The sequence below is a fragment of the Kitasatospora sp. NPDC048715 genome (genome assembly GCF_043198905.1).
Taxonomy (GTDB): domain Bacteria; phylum Actinomycetota; class Actinomycetes; order Streptomycetales; family Streptomycetaceae; genus Kitasatospora; species Kitasatospora lactacystinica.
In genome coordinates this window covers 1-17223 of sequence record NZ_JBICVH010000023.1, presented here as the reverse complement: position 1 = coordinate 17223, position 17223 = coordinate 1, and the positions used below count along the sequence as shown (strand labels likewise).

At 74.1% G+C, this 17223-nt stretch carries 23 protein-coding genes; 13 read left to right on the top strand and 10 right to left on the bottom strand.

What is annotated here, in order from left to right; genetic code table 11:
* Window positions 1–115 precede the first annotated feature (115 nt).
* The gene (locus ACGFSC_RS35840; RefSeq protein WP_359911880.1) at window positions 116–910 is read left to right on the top strand and encodes an MBL fold metallo-hydrolase; all 795 of its coding nucleotides are present in this window, start codon (window positions 116–118) and stop codon (window positions 908–910) included.
* 331 nt (window positions 911–1241) lie between these two features.
* Here the strand turns inward: ACGFSC_RS35840 and ACGFSC_RS35835 are convergent, their stop codons facing one another.
* On the bottom strand, window positions 1242–1502 hold the full coding sequence (locus ACGFSC_RS35835; RefSeq protein WP_392864566.1) for a hypothetical protein: 261 nt from the start codon (window positions 1500–1502) through the stop codon (window positions 1242–1244).
* 404 nt (window positions 1503–1906) lie between these two features.
* Here ACGFSC_RS35835 and ACGFSC_RS35830 point away from each other — a divergent pair, with 404 nt between their 5' ends.
* The 3 genes from ACGFSC_RS35830 to ACGFSC_RS35820 all read left to right on the top strand — a co-directional run bounded on the left by ACGFSC_RS35830 (window position 1907) and on the right by ACGFSC_RS35820 (window position 5340).
* Window positions 1907–2821, top strand: a complete 915-nt coding sequence (locus tag ACGFSC_RS35830; RefSeq protein WP_392864563.1) for a TIGR04222 domain-containing membrane protein — start codon at window positions 1907–1909, stop codon at window positions 2819–2821.
* A gap of 243 nt (window positions 2822–3064) precedes the next feature.
* Window positions 3065–3703 carry an AraC family transcriptional regulator gene (locus tag ACGFSC_RS35825; protein WP_359914876.1) on the top strand — a complete coding sequence of 213 codons (639 nt, stop codon included), beginning with the start codon at window positions 3065–3067 and terminating at the stop codon, window positions 3701–3703.
* A 164-nt stretch (window positions 3704–3867) separates the two neighbouring features.
* A complete protein-coding gene (locus ACGFSC_RS35820) occupies window positions 3868–5340 on the top strand; it encodes a hypothetical protein (RefSeq protein WP_359914878.1) in 1473 nt (490 codons plus the stop codon).
* A 47-nt stretch (window positions 5341–5387) separates the two neighbouring features.
* Here the strand turns inward: ACGFSC_RS35820 and ACGFSC_RS35815 are convergent, their stop codons facing one another.
* From ACGFSC_RS35815 to ACGFSC_RS35785, 7 genes are all read right to left on the bottom strand, one after another.
* Complete coding sequence (locus ACGFSC_RS35815; RefSeq protein WP_359914881.1) at window positions 5388–5906, bottom strand: hypothetical protein; 519 nt, start codon at window positions 5904–5906, stop codon at window positions 5388–5390.
* Window positions 5907–6008: 102 nt separating this feature from the next.
* Window positions 6009–6407 (bottom strand): DUF397 domain-containing protein, encoded by a 399-nt coding sequence (locus ACGFSC_RS35810; protein ID WP_392864559.1) that lies wholly within the window; start codon window positions 6405–6407, stop codon window positions 6009–6011.
* Entirely contained in the window at window positions 6367–6831 is a 465-nt protein-coding gene (locus ACGFSC_RS35805) for an NUDIX domain-containing protein (protein WP_359914883.1), read from the bottom strand. Before ACGFSC_RS35805 ends, ACGFSC_RS35810 begins: the two co-directional genes overlap by 41 nt.
* Before the next feature lie 89 nt (window positions 6832–6920).
* Complete coding sequence (locus ACGFSC_RS35800) at window positions 6921–7523, bottom strand: DUF5919 domain-containing protein (RefSeq protein ID WP_359914886.1); 603 nt, start codon at window positions 7521–7523, stop codon at window positions 6921–6923.
* Between the two features lie 131 nt (window positions 7524–7654).
* Complete coding sequence (locus tag ACGFSC_RS35795) at window positions 7655–7867, bottom strand: DUF397 domain-containing protein (protein WP_359914889.1); 213 nt, start codon at window positions 7865–7867, stop codon at window positions 7655–7657.
* Window positions 7851–8432, bottom strand: coding sequence for a DUF5753 domain-containing protein (locus tag ACGFSC_RS35790; protein ID WP_359914892.1), 582 nt, complete (start codon window positions 8430–8432; stop codon window positions 7851–7853). The genes ACGFSC_RS35795 and ACGFSC_RS35790 overlap by 17 nt, the downstream gene beginning before the upstream one ends.
* 18 nt (window positions 8433–8450) lie before the next feature.
* Window positions 8451–8687, bottom strand: coding sequence for a helix-turn-helix transcriptional regulator (locus tag ACGFSC_RS35785; protein ID WP_359914895.1), 237 nt, complete (start codon window positions 8685–8687; stop codon window positions 8451–8453).
* 113 nt (window positions 8688–8800) lie between these two features.
* Between ACGFSC_RS35785 and ACGFSC_RS35780 the strand changes: the two genes are divergently transcribed.
* From ACGFSC_RS35780 to ACGFSC_RS35755, 6 genes are all read left to right on the top strand, one after another.
* Entirely contained in the window at window positions 8801–8998 is a 198-nt protein-coding gene (locus ACGFSC_RS35780) for a hypothetical protein (RefSeq protein ID WP_359914898.1), read from the top strand.
* Window positions 8999–9178: 180 nt separating this feature from the next.
* A complete protein-coding gene (locus ACGFSC_RS35775; protein WP_359914901.1) occupies window positions 9179–9550 on the top strand; it encodes a ferrous iron transport protein A in 372 nt (123 codons plus the stop codon).
* Window positions 9551–9590: 40 nt separating this feature from the next.
* The gene (locus tag ACGFSC_RS35770) at window positions 9591–10166 is read left to right on the top strand and encodes a MarR family winged helix-turn-helix transcriptional regulator (protein WP_392864551.1); all 576 of its coding nucleotides are present in this window, start codon (window positions 9591–9593) and stop codon (window positions 10164–10166) included.
* Window positions 10163–11005, top strand: a complete 843-nt coding sequence (locus ACGFSC_RS35765; protein WP_359914904.1) for an ATP-binding cassette domain-containing protein — start codon at window positions 10163–10165, stop codon at window positions 11003–11005. The genes ACGFSC_RS35770 and ACGFSC_RS35765 overlap by 4 nt, the downstream gene beginning before the upstream one ends.
* A complete protein-coding gene (locus ACGFSC_RS35760) occupies window positions 10965–11840 on the top strand; it encodes an ABC transporter permease (protein ID WP_359914907.1) in 876 nt (291 codons plus the stop codon). Before ACGFSC_RS35765 ends, ACGFSC_RS35760 begins: the two co-directional genes overlap by 41 nt.
* Before the next feature lie 231 nt (window positions 11841–12071).
* A complete protein-coding gene (locus ACGFSC_RS35755) occupies window positions 12072–12398 on the top strand; it encodes a hypothetical protein (protein ID WP_359914910.1) in 327 nt (108 codons plus the stop codon).
* Window positions 12399–12524: 126 nt separating this feature from the next.
* Here the strand turns inward: ACGFSC_RS35755 and ACGFSC_RS35750 are convergent, their stop codons facing one another.
* Window positions 12525–13253, bottom strand: a complete 729-nt coding sequence (locus ACGFSC_RS35750) for an NAD(P)H-binding protein (protein ID WP_359914913.1) — start codon at window positions 13251–13253, stop codon at window positions 12525–12527.
* Window positions 13254–13460: 207 nt separating this feature from the next.
* On the opposite strand from ACGFSC_RS35750, the gene ACGFSC_RS35745 reads away from it, so the two are divergent.
* The gene (locus ACGFSC_RS35745) at window positions 13461–14003 is read left to right on the top strand and encodes a HEAT repeat domain-containing protein (protein WP_359914916.1); all 543 of its coding nucleotides are present in this window, start codon (window positions 13461–13463) and stop codon (window positions 14001–14003) included.
* A 79-nt stretch (window positions 14004–14082) separates the two neighbouring features.
* Here the strand turns inward: ACGFSC_RS35745 and ACGFSC_RS35740 are convergent, their stop codons facing one another.
* Complete coding sequence (locus tag ACGFSC_RS35740) at window positions 14083–15027, bottom strand: hypothetical protein (protein WP_359914918.1); 945 nt, start codon at window positions 15025–15027, stop codon at window positions 14083–14085.
* Window positions 15028–15407: 380 nt separating this feature from the next.
* On the opposite strand from ACGFSC_RS35740, the gene ACGFSC_RS35735 reads away from it, so the two are divergent.
* A complete protein-coding gene (locus tag ACGFSC_RS35735) occupies window positions 15408–15986 on the top strand; it encodes a sigma-70 family RNA polymerase sigma factor (protein ID WP_359914919.1) in 579 nt (192 codons plus the stop codon).
* On the top strand, window positions 15983–17038 hold the full coding sequence (locus ACGFSC_RS35730; protein WP_359914922.1) for a hypothetical protein: 1056 nt from the start codon (window positions 15983–15985) through the stop codon (window positions 17036–17038). The genes ACGFSC_RS35735 and ACGFSC_RS35730 overlap by 4 nt, the downstream gene beginning before the upstream one ends.
* Window positions 17039–17223 lie beyond the last annotated feature (185 nt).

The window sequence follows — 17223 nt, the reverse complement described above, 5'->3', positions numbered from 1 at the left end:
CCGCGCGCCGGGCACGGGAATCCCGTACCGCCCGGGAAGGTTGCCGTCGACAGCCCACGAACGGACCCCGGTCCGCCACGGGCACACCGACAGCCGGCCACAGGAGGGCACACACATGAGGATCGGCGACATCGACGTCCAGGCGATCACCGACGGAACCGGCAGCGAACGGGCCGCCGACATCCTCACCCGCCCCGGCACCGACGACCCCTGGGCCTGCCACCGCCACCACCTCGAACCCGACGGCACCCTCACCCTGCCCCTGGGCGGCTTCCTCGTACGCAGCGGGCAGCGCACCGTCCTCGTCGACGCCGGAGTCGGCCCCCACGACGACGGCAAGTACCGCGGCGGCGCACTCCTCGACTCCCTCGCCGCCCACGGCGCCACCCCCGCCGACATCACCGACGTCCTGTTCACCCACCTCCACTTCGACCACGTCGGCTGGGCCGCCGTCGACGGCCGGCCCGTCTTCCCCAACGCCACCTACCGCGCCCACCGCGCCGACTGGCAGCACTTCGTCACCGGCGACGCGGCGACCCCCGAGGCCGTCGCCAAACTCGCCCCCGTCGAGGCACAACTCGAACTCTTCGACGCCGACACCACCCTCGCCCCCGGCATCGACGCCCTCCACACCCCCGGCCACACCCCCGGCACCACCGTCTACGTGCTCTCCTCCGGCGGCCGACGCGCCCTGCTGCTCGGCGACGTCGTCCACTCCGTCGTCCAACTCGCCGAACGCGACTGGCAGGTCGTCTGGGACATCGACCCCGCCGCCGCCTCCGCCGCGCGCAACCGCATCGCCGACCGGGCCGCCGACACCGACGACCTCCTCGTCGCCGCCCACTTCCCCGGCATGCGCTTCGGCCGCGTCCTCGCCGCCGACGGCCACCGCCGCTTCGTCGCCGTCTGACCGGGCCCCGACCACGACCTCTGACCGCGACCCCGGGCCCCGCCGCGCCCCACCCGCACGGCGGGGCCCGCCGGCGGGCACCCGGACCGTAAGGTGCCCGCATGCCGGTAGTCATCGCAGGCGGCCACGGCAGGGTCGCACTCCTGACCACCCGTCTGCTCACAGGCCGGGGCCTGCGGGTGTCCGGGATCATCCGGCGCCCCGAACAGGGCGCCGCCCACCACGCCGGGGCACGCCGCTTCGTCCTCCTGTCGGCCATGGGCTCCGACCCGGCCGCGCACTACCCGGCCGACCCCCTCGTGGAGACCTTCCTGCGCGCCAAGGGCCGCGCCTACCAGGCCAGCTCTCCCGCCCGGACCTCGACAGCACCGTGGTGCGCCCCGCCTGGTTCCGCGACGGGCCCGGCACCGGCCTGGTCCACCTCGCCGCACACACCGGCCCCGGCGAGATCGACCGCCCCGACGCCGCCGCCGCCCTCGCCCACCTGCTCACCGTCCCCGCCACCACCCCGCGCCTGCTGGAACTCGTCTCCGGCCCCACCCCCGTCCACGCAGCCGTCGCCCGCGTCGCCGCACGCTCCCTCGCCGACCACTGGCCCCGCCCCTCCGGCCCGTACCGGCGCGGACTTGGGCAGGTCCGCGGCGCCCACTCCCTGTTCGCCCCGTCGGCCCGTGACATTACCCCGGCGCCTTCCGGGACCGCCCCCGCAGGGAAGCCGCCCGCTCCGCCGAGACGTCCCCGCCCTGTCCGCCGCCGCCGACCCGCACGCCGGCCACGGCGTCCACGGCACCGCGTGTGCGGACGGCTGCGTCAATGCCCCCGTCGCCCGGTCGCCTGTCAGTGCGTGACGGCACCGGGGGCCGGGCGGCCCGCCGTCCGGCCCCCGGCGGTGCAGCGCCCGGTACATCCCACGGCCCCTGCCGGGCCCGGGACTTGCCGCCCGGCCCTGACGCGCCCACACTGGGCCGACCTGTGGGGAGAGGGGGCGTCATGTGGGTGGTCCTGGTCCTTCTGGTGGGGACGGGGGCGGCGCTGGCCGCGGCCGGGGTGCGCTGCCGCCGCGCGCTGCGCGAGCTGAACCGGGCCGAACGGCTCGCGACGGGCCGGGACTTCGACCTCGACCGGGAGGAACTCGCCTGCCTGGCCGGGAACCTGGCGGAGCTGACACTCGCGGAGATGTACGACAGGGGCCGGATCGTCGCCGCCCGCTCCGGTGACGTCACACTGACCACGGCAGCCACGACCGGGGACGAGGCCACGGACGGGGCCGGGGACGGGTTCGAGGCGGTGGCCGTGCGCTCGCTGAGGTTCACCCGCACCGGCGACATCGGGAAGCTGATCCCGTCGGTGGACTGGTCGCCGGAAGCGAAGGCGCTGCGCAAGCGGCTGGCGGCCTCGGGTCTGCTCGACGACGAGGAACTGGTCGAGCGGGTGCGCAAGGCCTACGGGTGGATGCCCGTGGTGCTCCTCGCGGTGGCCGCGGCGGGCGCGGCCGCCCTGGTGTGGACGCTCGCACGGCACGAGAACTGGCTCCTGCCGCCGGTGGGCTTCACCGCGCTGTTCGCGGCCGCCCTGTGGGTCAACCACCGGGTACGGCCGCCCGTGCGCCCGCTGCGCCCGCTGACCGCGCTCGGCTCCCGCGTGCTCGCCGACGCCCGGACGGCCGAGCGCCGCGGGCAGGGGCCGGCGACGGTGGCCCTGGGCGGGCTGTCGGCCCTGCCCGTCGGCCACGACCTGCGGATCTGCCGGGAGGCGGCCCGCGCCCGCTCGAACGCCCTCGCCCGGGCCGTGGCCACGAGGAGCACCACCACCTCCCACAGCGGCGGCAGCGGCGGCGTGGGCCTGGGCGGGGGCTGCGGCGGCGCGTCCTGCGGGGGCGGCTGCGGAGGGGGCTGCGGCGGCGGTCTCTGACCGGGGCGCGTCCCGGTTCGCGGCACGTCGTGGACCTCGGCCCGGCCGGCGGCGCATACGCCCGGCGCGCCGGGGCAGTCGAGGGGGCGGCCCGGACCGGTGCCGCTCCCGGCCGGGCCCCCGGGGAAGCTCGGGGGAGGCCCCGGGGCGCCGCCCGCGTCCGCGGGAGGATCCGCGGACGCGGGCGGCGCACGGCACACTGGGCGCAGCCGGACATCCGGTGCCGCATGAGGGAGTGGTGTGATGGTGCAGGTAGCCGTGGTCACCTTCGACGGGTTCAACGAGCTCGACAGTTTCATCGCCTCCGCGCTGATCAACCGCTGCCGCAAGGACGGCCTGGAGGCCTTCATCACGACGCCCACGCCGCGGGTGACCTCGATGAACGGTGTCGAGGTCGCCGGGCAGCGCCCGATCGGGTTCGTCACCGAGGCCGACGTCGTGCTGATCGGCAGCGGGGTGCGGACGCGCGACGTGGTCGCCGACGCGCCGCTGCTCGCCCGGCTGCCGCTCGACCCCGCGCGGCAGTTGATCGGCTCCCAGTGCTCCGGCGCGCTGGTGCTGGCCCACCTCGGCCTGCTGGGCGCCATGCCGGCCTGTACGGACCTGACGAGCCGCCCGTTCGTCGAGGCCCGCGGCGTCACCGTGCTGGACGCGCCCTTCCACGCGGAGGGCAACATCGCCACGGCGGGCGGCTGCCTGGCCTCCCAGTACCTCGCGACCTGGGTGATCACCCGCACCCTCGGCGAGGACGCCGCGCGCGCCGTCCTCGACTACGTGGCCCCGGTGGGCGAGAGGCGGGAGACCGCCGACCGCGCCCTGCGCGCCGTGGGTGCCGTGGGTGCTTTGGGTGCCGTCCCCGCCGCCTCCGCGGCCCGGGCCTGAGCGGGCGAGGAGCGCGACGCAGGCGGCGATCGCCTACCTCGGGGGACGGTCGGCGTCGGTGCCGTCAGGGAGCCGCCGCACCCGGGGGGTTGAGCGGGCGCCCGGCCGGTGCGCGGGCGGGGCCCGGCGGCTGCGCATCGCCGAGCGCCTGACACCCTGGCCGCATGGACGCCGACGACCCGACCCCGGTCCGCCTCGACCACGTGCTGGACGGGCTGGCCGTGAACCCCGCCCTGCCCGCCGCGATGGTCCGGCGGCTGTTCGCCCGGCGGCACGGATTCGGGGAGGTGGCGGGTCGTGCGGACCTCACCGAGGACATGATCGACGAGATCGTCGCGACCGGCGACCACTGGCTCCTGCACAGTCTGGCCCTCAACGACCGGCTGCCGCACCGCTTCCGCCTGCGCCTGGCCGCCCATCCCGACGAGGGGGTGCGGGCCGCGCTCGCCGTCCGCGCCGCGACCGCGCCGAGGCGGATGCTGGAGCAGTTCGTCGACGATCCGGATTCGAAGGTCCGCGAACACCTGGCCCAGTCGGACGGCACCCCGCCCGACCTGAGGGCCCGTCTCGCCGCCGACCCCGACCCGGCGGTCCGCGCCGCGCTGGCGAAGCACTGGACGCAGGCCCCGGAGGCGGTGCGCCGGATCCTGCTCACCGACCCCGAGCCGGAGGTCCGCGCCGCCGCCTGCTCCACCTGCTCCGCGCACCCGCCGCATCCGGTACCGCCCGCGGACCTGCTGCCGGCGCTGCTGGCGGACCCGGTGACCCGGGCGGGCGCAGTGGTCCACGCCGTCCTCGACGCGGACACCGCCCGGCGGCTCGCCGAGGACCCGGACGCCGGCGTGCGCGCCGAACTCGCCCGGCATCCCGACCTGCCGCCGGCGCTGCGCGAGGCCCTGGCCGTCGATCCGGCCCTGAGCGTGCGGGTGAACGTCTTCGCCCGTCCGGACACACCCGGGCACGAGCGGGCACGGATCCACGCCTCGGTCCACGAGGCGTCGCGGTCGACGGCCGAGCCGGGCTCCGACGCCGACGACGAGGCCTTCCTGCGCTGGTACGAGAACTCCTTCGCGCCCACGGAACTACGGATCCTGCGCCTTGACTGGGTGACGGCCGACCCGCTGCCGCACGTCGACTCGCCCTACGTCTGCTTCCGGGCCTCGGCTGCCGCCGCCAAGGACCTGCCCGCCGGGGCGGTGGCCCGACTGCTCGGCGACGAGGAGGAGTTGGTCCGCCTCACCATGGCGCACTCCGCCCCGCACCTGGTCGACCCGGCGACCGCCGAGGACATCGAGCGCCGCTACCGCCGACGCGACAAGTTCACGTTCTGGTGGGACAGGGCGCAGGTCCTGCCGTTCCCCCCGCAGACCCTGCGCCGCTTCGCCACCGACCCCCAGCCCCGGCTGCGCTCCCTGGCGCCCCGCGATCCGGACCTGCCCGCGGAACTCGCCGGGCAGCTGGCCGACGACCCCGAGGAGCGTGTGCGCCGGGCCGTCGCCGCCCACCGCAACCTTCCGCTCCCGTCCCTGCTGCGCCTGCTCGCCGACCCTTCCGAACACGTCGCGCGGGCCGCCGCCGCCTCGCCGTTCCTTCCCGTCGAGCACATGGAGCGGCTGCTGACCGGGGCGGGCCTGTAGCCGTCGCGGACCCGCCGTCAGGCCCTCGGGCCCCGAGTCCAGTCCCCTCAGGGCCTTCGGTCCGCCGGCCCGGCCTCGACCCGTCGCGGCACGCGCACCGGCGCGAGGAACTTCTCGTTGAGGACCAGCAGCCACGCCAGCGCGATGATGCCGACGATCGGGAGCCCGAGCAGCAGCAGGAGGAAGAGGATCGGGTGCTCGTGGCTGAACGCGTCGGCGTTGAGCCCGAAGAGCGTCACGGGACCGGCGACGACCAGCGGCACCACCAGCCAGCAGAACAGGTAGGTGCGGATCACCTCGCTCGCGCGCAGCTCGGCCTCGCCGAGGAACACGTACTCGGTGGTGGTCGTCGAGGCGCCGCCCCGTCCGGGGACGTCGACCGTCTCGCCCTCCTTGACGTAGTAGCGGCCCAGCGGCCGGATCGGCAGCATCAGCACGGTGAACCAGTGGGTGGCGAAACAGGCGCCCTGGGCGTCCACGCGGGTCTTGCCCAGCATCGTGCGCCCGAATCCGTTGACCGTGCCCAGCCGTGGTGCCGCGCGCAGCGGCCTGACCTTGTCCGGCATCCGCCCCCCTCGTCCCCTCCCGGTGACAACTCTTGACCCCAGCATGCCAGTCGCCTGCGACACCGTGCCGGGCCGGGGGTGCAAAACCCCGGCCCGGTCAGGTCACTGCAGAAGCCTCAACCGCCCGTCGGACGGGCCGACGTCCCGCGGGAGGCGTTCGCGCGCGGCGGTGCGGGAAACGGGGGTTCGTCCGCGCGTCGCCGCCCCGAGGCGGGCGGCGACGCTCAAGTGCCCTCGGCCGGCGTCGAATTCGCCCGCGCGGACGGCGGGAGAGAGGAAGGGAAGGGTAGGGCCGCCGGGGTCCTTGGAGCCGCGGACGGGCGTGAGACCGGGGTTGCCGTCGGCGACTTCGATGCACTGGCCGCCCTGTCCGTTGCGGGTGCTCCTGCGACAGGTGACGGGAGTGCTGCTCTTCCCTCCTGGCCGGGCGGTGGAGCAGGAAGTCGGCGGGGCCGACTTCTCATGCGAGGCGTTCGGGGGCGGTGAGGTGCCGGCCGTCATGGGAGCGGATGCGCGTGAGGCCGGGGCGCAGGGCATCGAGGACGCGGACGGCATAGACCTCGGCCATGCGGTCGGTGACCTCGTCGGGGGTCAGCCAGGCGATGGCGGTGGATTCGGAGGAGAGTTGTTCGGCGCCGTCCTCGGGGTGGCACCGGAAGACCAGGGCGACGATGCCGCGGGTCATGTTCTTGTAGACGCCGGTGAGCCGGTCGACGCCGACCTTGAGCCCCGTCTCCTCGTGGATTTCGCGGCGCAGGCCGTCCTCGATGGTCTCGGTGAGTTCGAGGACGCCGCCCGGAGGCTCCCAGGTGCCGTTGTCGGCCCGCCGGATGGCCAGCACGCGCCCGTCCTCGCGAACGACCACGCCCGCGACGGACACGGAGTGGAGCGGCATCGGGGCGGGCCGGCAGGCGTCGTGGCTCATGGACACGAGGACAGAAACCTCGCCCGCCCCCTCGTCCGCATGCGCCCGCTGCCCTCGTCGGGGCGGCGGGCGAACCGAGAGATGCGGGTTCAGGCGCTGGTACGGGCCGGGTTGGTGGGAATGCCGCTGCCCCGGGACCAGAGTTCCTCGATGTGCTCGGCGAAGCGGTCGAACATTCCGTTCTCCTCGCTGCGCCGCAGGTGCATCAGCGGGGAGTCGTGGCCGACGGTTCGGGCCAAGTGCGGGGTGACCAGGGCGTGTTCGTCGAATCGGAAGACGGACAGGCCGATGTGGTTCGGGCCGTCCTCCGGGGAGCTGAAGTGGGCCTCGACGCCCTGGGTGCCGGAGAGTTTGGACAGGTGCTCCAGCGTGACCCGGATCCGGGTGGACACGGTGAGGGCCACGTCCTCGATCTGCTCACGCCGGCGCGTCGTCTCGGACCCGGGATCGCCGAGGAGGAAGCGGATGCGGCAACCGCTCTCGGCCTTGCGCCGCAAGGTCTGGAGGAGGGCGGGCTGCTCCAGCCGGACGAAGTAGTTGGTGTACCCGGCGAGGAAGACCTCGGACCGAGCCTCGGCGATCAGCTGCGCCCAGACCGACCGAGGGCAGGCCGACCGGTGCGGATAGACGGCGAACACCTCCCGGTCGTGCCCGGTCTTGACGTTCGCCCGGACGCTGTTGGGCCAGATCACTCGTTCATCAACCCCTGAAGCCGCGCAGACACCGATACGGTTCCGCTGATGCGGCACCAGTGCCGCATCAGAGAGCCGGCGTTCCACTGTCCTAGGTGTACACCGACCCGGGCGGCGAAGCGCAAGTGCCCTCAGGGGGCGTCGAACTCGCCGGTGCGGACGGCGGAGACGAAGGCCTGCCAGGCGGGAGCGGGGAAGAGGAGGGCCGGCCCGTTGGGGTCCTTGGAGTCACGCACGGGCATGACACCGCTGAAGCCGTCGGCGACCTCCACGCAGCCGTTCTGGCCCCCGCTGTAGGTGCTCTTCCGCCAGCCAGCGTGGGTCAGGTCAACATCCATCCTCATAGCCCTTCCGTACCGCACGGATCATCTCCATAGATGCGGCCTGATTCAGTGCCTCGATCTGAAGCCGATCGTAGCCCCTGAACAGTGGAAGGACAGTGTCGATATCGCGATCAAGGTAACCGCGGACTTCGGTCTCGCCGTACCCGAGCAACTTGCGGTCGGGCATGGTCAGCAGGGTCACATGGGAGCTGAAAGGCCGTTCCTCGCCCAGGGAGTACGGGGCGACCTGAATGATCACGCTCGGGGAGGCGGCAAGCCGCTCAAGGTGCTGTAGCTGCTCGATCATCACCTTGGCTCCGCCGACAGGTCGGCGCAGGCAGCTTTCATCGAGAACTGCATGAAGTAGAGGGGTCGGAGTGCGGGCCAGGAGTTGTTGGCGCGTCATGAGGAAGGCGACCCGTTCCTCGGCCTGCTCGGGAGTCGCGGTGCCGCGCCTGATGTTGGCCGCTTCCCAGGCGCCGGCGTAAGCATGGGTCTGCAGCAGCCCGGACACGATGTCGATCGAGAACAGCCGCACCTCTGCGGCGCGGTTCTCGTGGTTGGCGTATTCCGGGAAGCCCGGCACGAGCGCGGTGTGCTTGTGCTACCACCTCAGCATCAAGGTCCCGCCCGTTTCCAGGACTTCGTCGGCCTTGGTAGCAAACTTTTCACTCGGCGGTCGGTGCGCAAGTTCAACGAACGAGACGTACGAGGCGCTGACTCCGCATTTGCGCGCGAGCTGGTGCTGCAGGAGGCCTTTCGCCTTGCGTGAGTTGCGGAGTTGGATGCCGAAGGGGGCCCAGGGGCTGGATGACGGGTCGATTCCCTTGATGTTCACCATGGGGGCTCCGACTCAACGTGGCCTCGAAGTCAAGTTGTTTGCGCTTCCGATGCTAGGTGAGTCCAGGCCACCATGTGCACAGAACGTGAAACTCCGATCGCAGAGGGTTCCCCATGCCCCACGACCAAGCCACCCGCCTCCCCGGCTACGGCGTCCGGTTCGACGCCACGGCCGACCGCTACCGGGTCCGCAACGAGATGACGGAGGAGTGGCTGTGCCGGCCCACCGGCGAACTCGCCGCCTTCACCTTCTTCGGGGACGCGTACAGCGCCTGGCGCGCCTTCGAGGTCCACAAGCGGCCAGGGGAGTGAGCACCTTGTCCTCCACCCTCTCCCGCGCGACCGCCGAGCAGCGCCGGCAGGCCGCCGACGTGCTGGACGACCTCGCCGCCGTCCTCGTCCTCGTCCACGGCCGGCGCGCCGCCTGAACCCCGCCCGAACCCACCGATTAACCGGTGGCTTTTCCGGCCCCCGTCCGTGGAAGCTGAGCGCATGAGCGTCGACCCGTCCTCCGACACCGCACACACCCGGGACCAGGACCGGGACCGGGACAGGGCGGCCGTCGAACGAATCCTGGGCCGCCCCCTGAACCGCGACTGGCCCGCCGGTGCACTGCCCCCCGGTACCCGGGTCACCGTGGTCCGCGACCCGCAGTGGGACGGCCCGTGGCAGGTGGAGTTCACGGGCACCATCGACCCGATGGGGGCGCCGGAGCCCGCCGGCGACCCGCGGGCCGAGGACGGCGAACCGGCCTACTGGGTCGCCTTCGACGCACCGCAGTACGACGGCGCCGGCGAGGGCCCCTACCGCAAGGCCCAGATCTGGGCCCGCCACCTGCGCGGCGCACCGGAAACGGGCGCGTGACCCCCGCTGGATAGCTCTCACTGAGAGCTAAAATGAGGGTATGACCGCGACAGAGCCGCAGACGCTCGACGTCGCGCCGGCGGACGAGTTCTCCACCCTCCTCGTCGGCATCCAGCGACTGGTCCGCCGCCGCCTGCGGCAGACGATGGACGAACCCCGCCTGCGCGGCGCCCAGGTCGAACTGCTGCGCCTGGTGACGGAAACCCCCGGACTGCGCGTCTCCGAGGCCGCCGAGGAGCTGTGCCTGGCCGGCAACTCGGTGTCCACCCTCGTCAACCAGCTCGTCGCCCTCGGCCTGCTGCGCCGCGAGACCGACCCCGCCGACCGCCGGGCCGCCCTCCTGCACGCCACCCCCGAGGCCGTCGAGCGGATCGAGGCCTGGCGCCGGCGCCGCCGCGCGCTGATGGAGGACGTCGTCGCCGGCCTGCCCGCCGACCGGCGCGAGGCCCTGGCCGCCGCCCTGCCCGCCCTGCGGCAGGTCGCCGAAGGCCTGCGCACCCTGCCCGCAGCACCCGCAGCACCCGCTACGCCCGCAGCACCCGCTACGCCCGCAGCACCCGCTACGCCCGCAGGACCGGCAGCACCCGGAGGACCCTGCGGGGAGGAGGAGCCATGAGCACCGAGGACGCGGTGGTGTGCCAGGGCCTGGAGTACGTCTTCCGCCACGGCCACGGCAGGACCACCCGGGCCGTCGACCGGATCGACCTGACCGTGCGCACCGGCGAGGTGTTCGGCCTGCTCGGCCCCAACGGCGCCGGCAAGACCACCACCATCCGCGCGATCACCACCCTGCTGCCCGTCGGCGCCGGCATGGTCCGCGTCTTCGGCCACGACGCCACCCGCCACCCCATGCAGGTGCGCCGCCTGCTCGGCTACGTCCCCCAGCAGCTGTCCGCCGACGCCGGGCTGACCGGACGCGAGAACGTCGCCCTGTTCGCCCGCGTCTTCGACGTCCCGCGCGCCGAACGCGCCCGCCGTGTCGCCCAGGCGCTGGCCGCCGTCGACCTCACCGAGGCCGCCGAGCGGATGGCCGCCACCTACTCCGGCGGCATGGTGCGCCGCCTCGAACTCGCCCAGGCCCTGGTCAGCGCCCCGCGCCTGCTCGTCCTGGACGAACCCACCATCGGCCTGGACCCGATCGCCCGCACCGGCGTGTGGGAACGCGTGGACGCCGTACGCGCCGCCACCGGCATGACCGTCCTGGTCACCACCCACTACATGGACGAGGCCGACCGCCACTGCGACCGCATCGCCCTCATGGACCGCGGCCGCATCCGCGCGCTCGGCACCCCCGCCGAGCTCAAGGAGCAGGTCCACCGGGCCGACCCGGCCCGGCCGGACCCCAGCCTCGACGACGTCTTCCGCCACTTCGCCGGCCGCCAACTGGCCGACGCGACCGAAGGAGACTTCAGCGATGTCCGCCGAACCCGCCGCACCGCGGGCCGCGTCGGCTGAATCCGCCGGCGCCGCCGGTCCCGCCGGCCCCGACCTGTCCCTGCTGCTGGTGCCCCCGCGCGCCCGCACCGGCTGGCGCCTGGTGCCCGCCCGCATCGGCGCGATGTGCGCCGTCGAACTGCAGAAGCTGCGCCACGACCGCACCGAGCTGTACACCCGGGCGGTCCAGCCGGCGCTGTGGCTGCTGATCTTCGGCCAGACCTTCACCCGCCTCAAGGCGATCCCCACCGGCGGCATCCCGTACCTGGACTTCCTCGCGCCCGGCATCATCGCCCAGTCCGCGATGTTCATCGCGATCTTCTACGGCATCATGATCATCTGGGAGCGGGACTCCGGAGTCCTCACCAAACTGCTGGTCACCCCGACCCCGCGCGCCGCCCTGGTCACCGGCAAGGCCTTCGCCGCCGGGGTGAAGGCCGTCCTGCAGGCCGCGGTGGTGGTGCTGATCGCCGCCGCCCTCGGCGTCGCCATGACCTGGAACCCGCTGCGGCTGCTCGGCGTCGTCGCCGCCGTCCTGCTCGGCTCGGCGTTCTTCTCCTGCCTGTCGATGGCCATCGCCGGGATCGTGCTCACCCGCGACCGCCTGATGGGCATCGGCCAGGCCATCACCATGCCGCTGTTCTTCGCCTCCAACGCCCTCTACCCGATCGCCCTGATGCCCGGCTGGCTCCAGGCCGTCAGCAAGGCCAACCCGCTCAGCTACCAGGTCGACGCGCTGCGCGGCCTGCTCATCGGCACCCCCTCCCACCTGCTCCTGGACTTCGCCGTCCTCGCCTTCGCCACCCTCCTCGGCATCGCCGCCTCCTCCGCCCTCCTCGGGCGCCTCGCGCGCTAGGAGGGCAGGAGGGAACGGACCCCGGACCTGACGGCGTCCCGGGCCACGGTGCCGGGAAACCCGGTGACAAGCGCGCGCCGCACCGGGAGACTTCCTCCCGACAGGCCGACAGGCCGACAGGCCGACAGGCCGACAGGCCGACAGAGCAGCAGAGCAGCAGAGCAGCAGAGCAGCAGAGCGGCAGACGGACGGGCCGACGGGCCGACGGGCCGAACACCGGGAGGCAGCACCGTGGCACTGGCCAGGAAGGGCGCGCGCCGCATCGTCGTCGACGGCGTGGCGTACCGCTGGCGCGTCACCAAGCAGCACTGGTGCTGCGACTTCGAGGGCAGCACCCTGGGCTACGCGGTGGAGGACGCCGCCCACCCCGCGACGACGCTCGTCGTGGACACCGGCCGACCCACCCGGCACACCCCGGACGCGGTGCCCGCCCACGTGGTCATGCCGCGCGAGGTCGCCGCGGGCATCCGCTCCGCGCGCACCGAGGGCTGGACGCCCACCGCCAACGGGTCGCCCTTCAGGCTGCGCCTGTCCGCCGCCGGACCACCGGCCGCCTGACGGGGGCCGGTGGTCCGGCCTGCCGCGCACGCCGCGTCGCCGGGACCGTCGCCACGTCCGCGTCCGCGTCCGCGTCCGTGTCCGTGTCCGTGCGGCCTCCAGGTGTGCGGGGCCCGGGCGCGCGGGTCAGGAGAGCCAGTCGGCGTAGCGGGTGGGGGCGAGGCGGGCGCGGGGATCGGTCAGGACGTCCCCCTTGACGACGGCGAACATGCCGGCGGTGGGGTCGGTGACGACGGTACGGCTGTCGCCCTTGCGGGACAGGGTGATGCGCCCCAGCTCGTCCAGGGGGAAGATCTCGGGGCCCGCGATGTTGCGGATGCCGCCCAGCGGGGCGCCCGCCGCGACCTCCGCCACCGCACGGGCCACGTCCGCGGAGGCGATCGGCTGGACCGGCGTGGCGGGCAACCGGACGGTGTCGCCGTCGGCGGTCCAGGACAGGACGGCGTCCACGAAGTCCATGAACTGCGTCGCCCGGACGATCGAGTAGGGGATCGGCCCGGCCGTGAGGATGTCCTCCTGGAGCACCTTGGCGCGGTAGTAGGCCAGCTCCGGCACCTGGTCCACGCCGACGATCGAGAGGATGACGAAGTGGCCGACGCCACCGTCGCGGGCCGCGGCCAGAAGGTTCTCCATCGAGGTCCGGAAGAAGTCGAGGGAGGCCTCGTCGAAGGTCGGGGAGTTCGTCAGGTTGACGACGACGTCGGCCCCCGCCACCGCCTCGGTCAGGCCCCGGCCGCTGATGACGTCGGCTCCGGTGGACTTGGAGTGCGGTACCGCCTCGTGCCCGGCGGCGTTCAGATCTTCGACGACCTGCGAGCCGATCAGCCCGGTACCGCCGATGACCGCGAACCTCATGACATGCCTTTCGTCGGGACCATGTCCGCAATATGGCATATGAACCCCGTGCGGGCCTGGCGTGCGCCCACCCGGGCGGGCCGTTCGCCGCGGTCGCGGGAACCGGGCGGGGAACGGCGCCGGCGCCGGTCCGTGGTGGCGGCGGGCAGTGGCGGCGGGCGGTAAATCCCTTTGCCCGGCGCCGCTTTGCGGCCCGACACTGGGCGCATGCTCGGATTCGTCAGCACCGACAACGAAGCCCTCGTCTCCTGCCTGGGCGACCCCCAGCGCACGGTGGCCGCCTACCGGGAACTGCTGCGCCGCGGGCAGGACGTGCTCGGGGCCGTACGGGCGGGCCTGTCCCACGAGAACGCGGCCGTGCGGGAGGGCTGCTGCCGGCTGCTGGACCACCTGGTCGACACCGAGTCCATGGACCAGCTCGTCGCGATGGCCGACGACCCGGACGCCCGGGTGAGGACCGCCGCCTTCCACGCCCTGGCCTGCGACCGGTGCAAGGGCGACACGTGCGCACCGGGCGCGGACCGGGTCCTCGAACCCGGGCTGCGCCACCTGGCCGACGATCCCGATCCGGGCGTGCGGGCCATGGCCGCCGAGCTCGTCGGCCGCTTCGCCCGCACCGAGCCCCGGGCCGTGGCCGCCCTGCGGGCCTCCCACGACCGGGACCCGAGCCCGGCGGTCCGCAAGAAGGCGGGCTGGTACATCCCCGGCGGCGCGATCTACGAACGCGCCGCCGCCCGTACGGCCCGGTGAACGGGCCCGGCAGCGGGCCCGGGTCAGGACGCCGGTCGGACGCGGGTCGGATACCGGTCGGACGCCGGTCGGGCGCAGGTCAGGCCCCGGTGTGGCGCACGGGGTGGCCGTCGGGGCCGGTGGTGAGCCAGGAGCCGTCGCCGAGCGGGTGGATGTCGTACGGGTCCGTGGTGCGGGCGTCGAACTCGCCGTGGACGCGGCCGGTGCGGGCGTCGAGGCGGTAGTGGCGGAACCAGTCCTCCTCGTCCTCGTCCTGGCCGACGAGGGTGGCGACGACGGTGTCGGCGCTCAGGTGGCCGCCGCTCCATTCCAGGAAGACCGTGTCCGGGTCGTGCCCGAAGTCGGCGGCGGTGCGGGTGAACAGCACGTCGCCGTCGGGGAAGGCGTGGACGGCGAGGTCGTTCTGGGCGTGGTCGACGGTCAGGAACCGGTGGCCGTCGGGTGACAGGTCGATGAGGCACCGGTCGTCCCAGGGGTAGCGGGCGAGTTCGATCCGGCCGCCGGTCAGCGACGCGCGGTGGATCACGCTGCCGTCCTGCCCCTCGCCGACGTTGAGGAGCATCTGGCCGCTCGCCGGGTGCGCCCGCTGCACGGCGCCGTGCCCGACCGTCTCCAGGTCGGCCCGGGCGAGGACGGTCCCGGTCGCGGCGTCCACGGCGACCCACTGGTCCGGGCGGCCGCGCCCGGCCATGGCGTCGGGCCGGTAGACCCACAGCACCCGCCCGTCCGGGGACAGTTCGCAGCCGGGCCGGTGGCCGAAGACCTCGTCCGCCTCCGGCTCGAACCGCGAGCGCCACAGCTGCGCGCCGTCCGCCCCCACGCAGACGGCCGCGTCCGGCGTGGTGTAGTGGGCGCGGCCCAGGTCGGCGGCGACGGCGTGGCCGACGGCCTCGTCCCCCGGCAGGGGCCGGAAGGCCGCCACGGGGGACAGCGCGCCCACGGCGCCGGCGTGCGGGGCGTAGGCGTGGACGAGCCCGTCGACGAGCCGCGTGGCGGGCCGGACGGCACGGGGGGAGGACACCATCCCCGGAGGCTACCCAACCCCCTGCCGCCGCCCCGCGCGGGGATTTCCGGCGGCCGGTTCACGCGGATGTACCGTGCGGCCTCTTACCCACGAGAGGTTCGCACGGGAGCGGACCGCTGAGAGGGAGGGCGCACGGATGGATCCGCTGACGGCCGCAGCCTTGGCGGCGGTATCGGGCGCGGGGGTGCGCATCACCGCGGTGGTGTGCCGGCACCTGCGACTGCGGTGGCGATCGCACGAGGAGTGCGCGCGCGGGAGGGTCATCGAGGCGCTTGCCCGGGTCCTGCCCGAGGGAGGCCGTTTTCGGGAGGTGCGCGGCGACGGGAGCTCGGTGACGCTGACGGTCCCGCGGCAGCCCGTTCGGCGGGGGTACGGGACGGGTGAGTGACAACGATGCGTACGACGCCGGTGTGTCCCGGCCCCTGCTCACTCCGCAGGGGCCGGAGGGTCTGCTGGCCGCCGACCGGCACTCGACGCGGGAGGACTTCGCGGAGTTCTACCGGCGTTTCACGCCGACGCTGGTCGGCTTCCTGATGTGGCAGGGCGCGCCGACGCGGCTGGCGGCGGATCTGGCCCAGGAGACGATGATCAAGGCTTTCCAGGGGTGGCGGCAGATCCGGTCGCCGGAGTCGTGGGCGCGCAAGGTCGCCTCCCGGGAACTGGTGCGGCACTTCAGCCGGGTCGAGGAGGACCCGGTCGAGCAGGTCCCCGAGACGACGGGTCTGATCCGGCGCTGTCCGGCCGAGTTGGCGGAGTGGGAGAGCCGGCACGAACTCGAGGAGCTGCTGGGTGGCCTTCCGCCCCGCCAGCGGCAGGTCCTGGCCTGGAGCGTGTCCGGCTACAGCCCGTCGGAGATCGCCGAGGAACTGGGGATCGAACCCGCCGCGGTGCGCGCCAATCTGATGAAGGCCCGCCGGGCGGTCGCCCTACGGATGAGGGACCGAGAGGAGGGGGCATGACCGGCAGGTCGGGGCCCGTGGCGGACGGCGGGGCGGTCAACCCGGACGACGAGGCGGTCAACCCGGGGATCGCCGCGCGGCTGACGAGTCTCGTCAACGGCCTCGCCGGGTTGCTGGACCTGGAGACCGGTCTGGGGGAGGTCATGGTCCACGCCCGCCACGTCGCCCTGGTCGGGGAACTCGGCACCGTGATCGACCTGGAGACCGGTCTGGCCGAGGTCCTCCGCGAGAACCCGCGCAGGGGCGAGGCGCACGCCCGAGCCGACGGCACCGGGCGGGGACCGGGGCGCCGGGAACTCGACGGGGTCGTGCAGGCACTGGATCCCCAGGTCCGACTGGCCCTGCGCCGACACCCGGTCATCGTGGCCAGCATCCGGGGCGGACTCGTGTCGCGGGCGGTGGACCTGGCCCTGCAGGTCGACCGTGACCTCGCACGCGCCCTGGTCCTCGCGCACGCGCTCGCCCGCACCGTCGCCGACGACCTCGGTCATCTGATCGCGCTTCCACGTGATGTCACCCTGGCCCGCGAGCTGTACCTCGCGGTCGACTTCGCCCTGCACCACGCCCACGACGTCCCCCGGGCACTGACCCGGGCGCGTGTCCTGGCCCACGACCTGGCGCACGATCTGGCGCACGATCTGGCGCGGGACCTCGCCCACCACCGCGCCCAGGACCTCGCGCACGCTCTCGCCCGGGATCTCGCCCGAGCCCTCGCCCGGGACCTCGACCGTGCTCCCGTGCGGGAGCTCGCGCGCGCTCTGGCGCGGGACCTCGATCACGCGGCGGGACCGCTGCTCGGCCTGCCGGGCTGCGGTGCGCTCGGCGCCCTGCTGCTGGACGGTCCGCTCGACGACTTCACCCGGGCCGACCTCAGCGACGTGGACCTGACCCGCGTCGATCTGGCCGGCATGCGCTGGTCCGTGCAGGGCACCCGGTGGCCGTCGGCGACCGATGCCGAGCAGCTCAAGAGCGGGTCACGGGAGAGCCCGCCGGGCTCCGGCGTCTATGTGATCCGGCCGGGGACGTCGACGACGGACTTCACCAGGGTGTGAATCCGTCGGCGCAGCGCCCGCGCGGGAAGTCGGCCCGGCCGACTTCCCGCGCGGCACCGGCCCGGGGCGAAGGGGCGCGGGGGGGGGGCGGGCCCCCCCCGGCCCCCCCCCGGGGGCGGGGGGGGCGGGCGCCGCGGGGATGCGCGGCGCGCGGCCGGCGAGGCGCACCACTGGCGCGGCGAGGG

Bases quoted from the DNA above. Each gene is read 5' to 3' on its own strand.
- ACGFSC_RS35795 (WP_359914889.1), bottom strand. From the start codon at position 7,867: ATGAGGATGGATGTTGACCTGACCCACGCTGGCTGGCGGAAGAGCACC.
- ACGFSC_RS35765 (WP_359914904.1), top strand. From the start codon at position 10,163: ATGAGCACCGAGGACGCGGTGGTGTGCCAGGGCCTGGAGTACGTCTTC.
- ACGFSC_RS35815 (WP_359914881.1), bottom strand. From the start codon at position 5,906: ATGCCGGACAAGGTCAGGCCGCTGCGCGCGGCACCACGGCTGGGCACG.
- ACGFSC_RS35750 (WP_359914913.1), bottom strand. From the start codon at position 13,253: ATGAGGTTCGCGGTCATCGGCGGTACCGGGCTGATCGGCTCGCAGGTC.
- ACGFSC_RS35770 (WP_392864551.1), top strand. From the start codon at position 9,591: ATGACCGCGACAGAGCCGCAGACGCTCGACGTCGCGCCGGCGGACGAG.
- ACGFSC_RS35740 (WP_359914918.1), bottom strand. From the start codon at position 15,027: ATGGTGTCCTCCCCCCGTGCCGTCCGGCCCGCCACGCGGCTCGTCGAC.
- ACGFSC_RS35730 (WP_359914922.1), top strand. From the start codon at position 15,983: ATGACCGGCAGGTCGGGGCCCGTGGCGGACGGCGGGGCGGTCAACCCG.
- ACGFSC_RS35780 (WP_359914898.1), top strand. From the start codon at position 8,801: ATGCCCCACGACCAAGCCACCCGCCTCCCCGGCTACGGCGTCCGGTTC.
- ACGFSC_RS35820 (WP_359914878.1), top strand. From the start codon at position 3,868: ATGGACGCCGACGACCCGACCCCGGTCCGCCTCGACCACGTGCTGGAC.
- ACGFSC_RS35805 (WP_359914883.1), bottom strand. From the start codon at position 6,831: ATGAGCCACGACGCCTGCCGGCCCGCCCCGATGCCGCTCCACTCCGTG.
- ACGFSC_RS35745 (WP_359914916.1), top strand. From the start codon at position 13,461: ATGCTCGGATTCGTCAGCACCGACAACGAAGCCCTCGTCTCCTGCCTG.
- ACGFSC_RS35810 (WP_392864559.1), bottom strand. From the start codon at position 6,407: ATGACGGCCGGCACCTCACCGCCCCCGAACGCCTCGCATGAGAAGTCG.
- ACGFSC_RS35760 (WP_359914907.1), top strand. From the start codon at position 10,965: ATGTCCGCCGAACCCGCCGCACCGCGGGCCGCGTCGGCTGAATCCGCC.
- ACGFSC_RS35840 (WP_359911880.1), top strand. From the start codon at position 116: ATGAGGATCGGCGACATCGACGTCCAGGCGATCACCGACGGAACCGGC.
- ACGFSC_RS35785 (WP_359914895.1), bottom strand. From the start codon at position 8,687: ATGGTGAACATCAAGGGAATCGACCCGTCATCCAGCCCCTGGGCCCCC.
- ACGFSC_RS35775 (WP_359914901.1), top strand. From the start codon at position 9,179: ATGAGCGTCGACCCGTCCTCCGACACCGCACACACCCGGGACCAGGAC.
- ACGFSC_RS35825 (WP_359914876.1), top strand. From the start codon at position 3,065: ATGGTGCAGGTAGCCGTGGTCACCTTCGACGGGTTCAACGAGCTCGAC.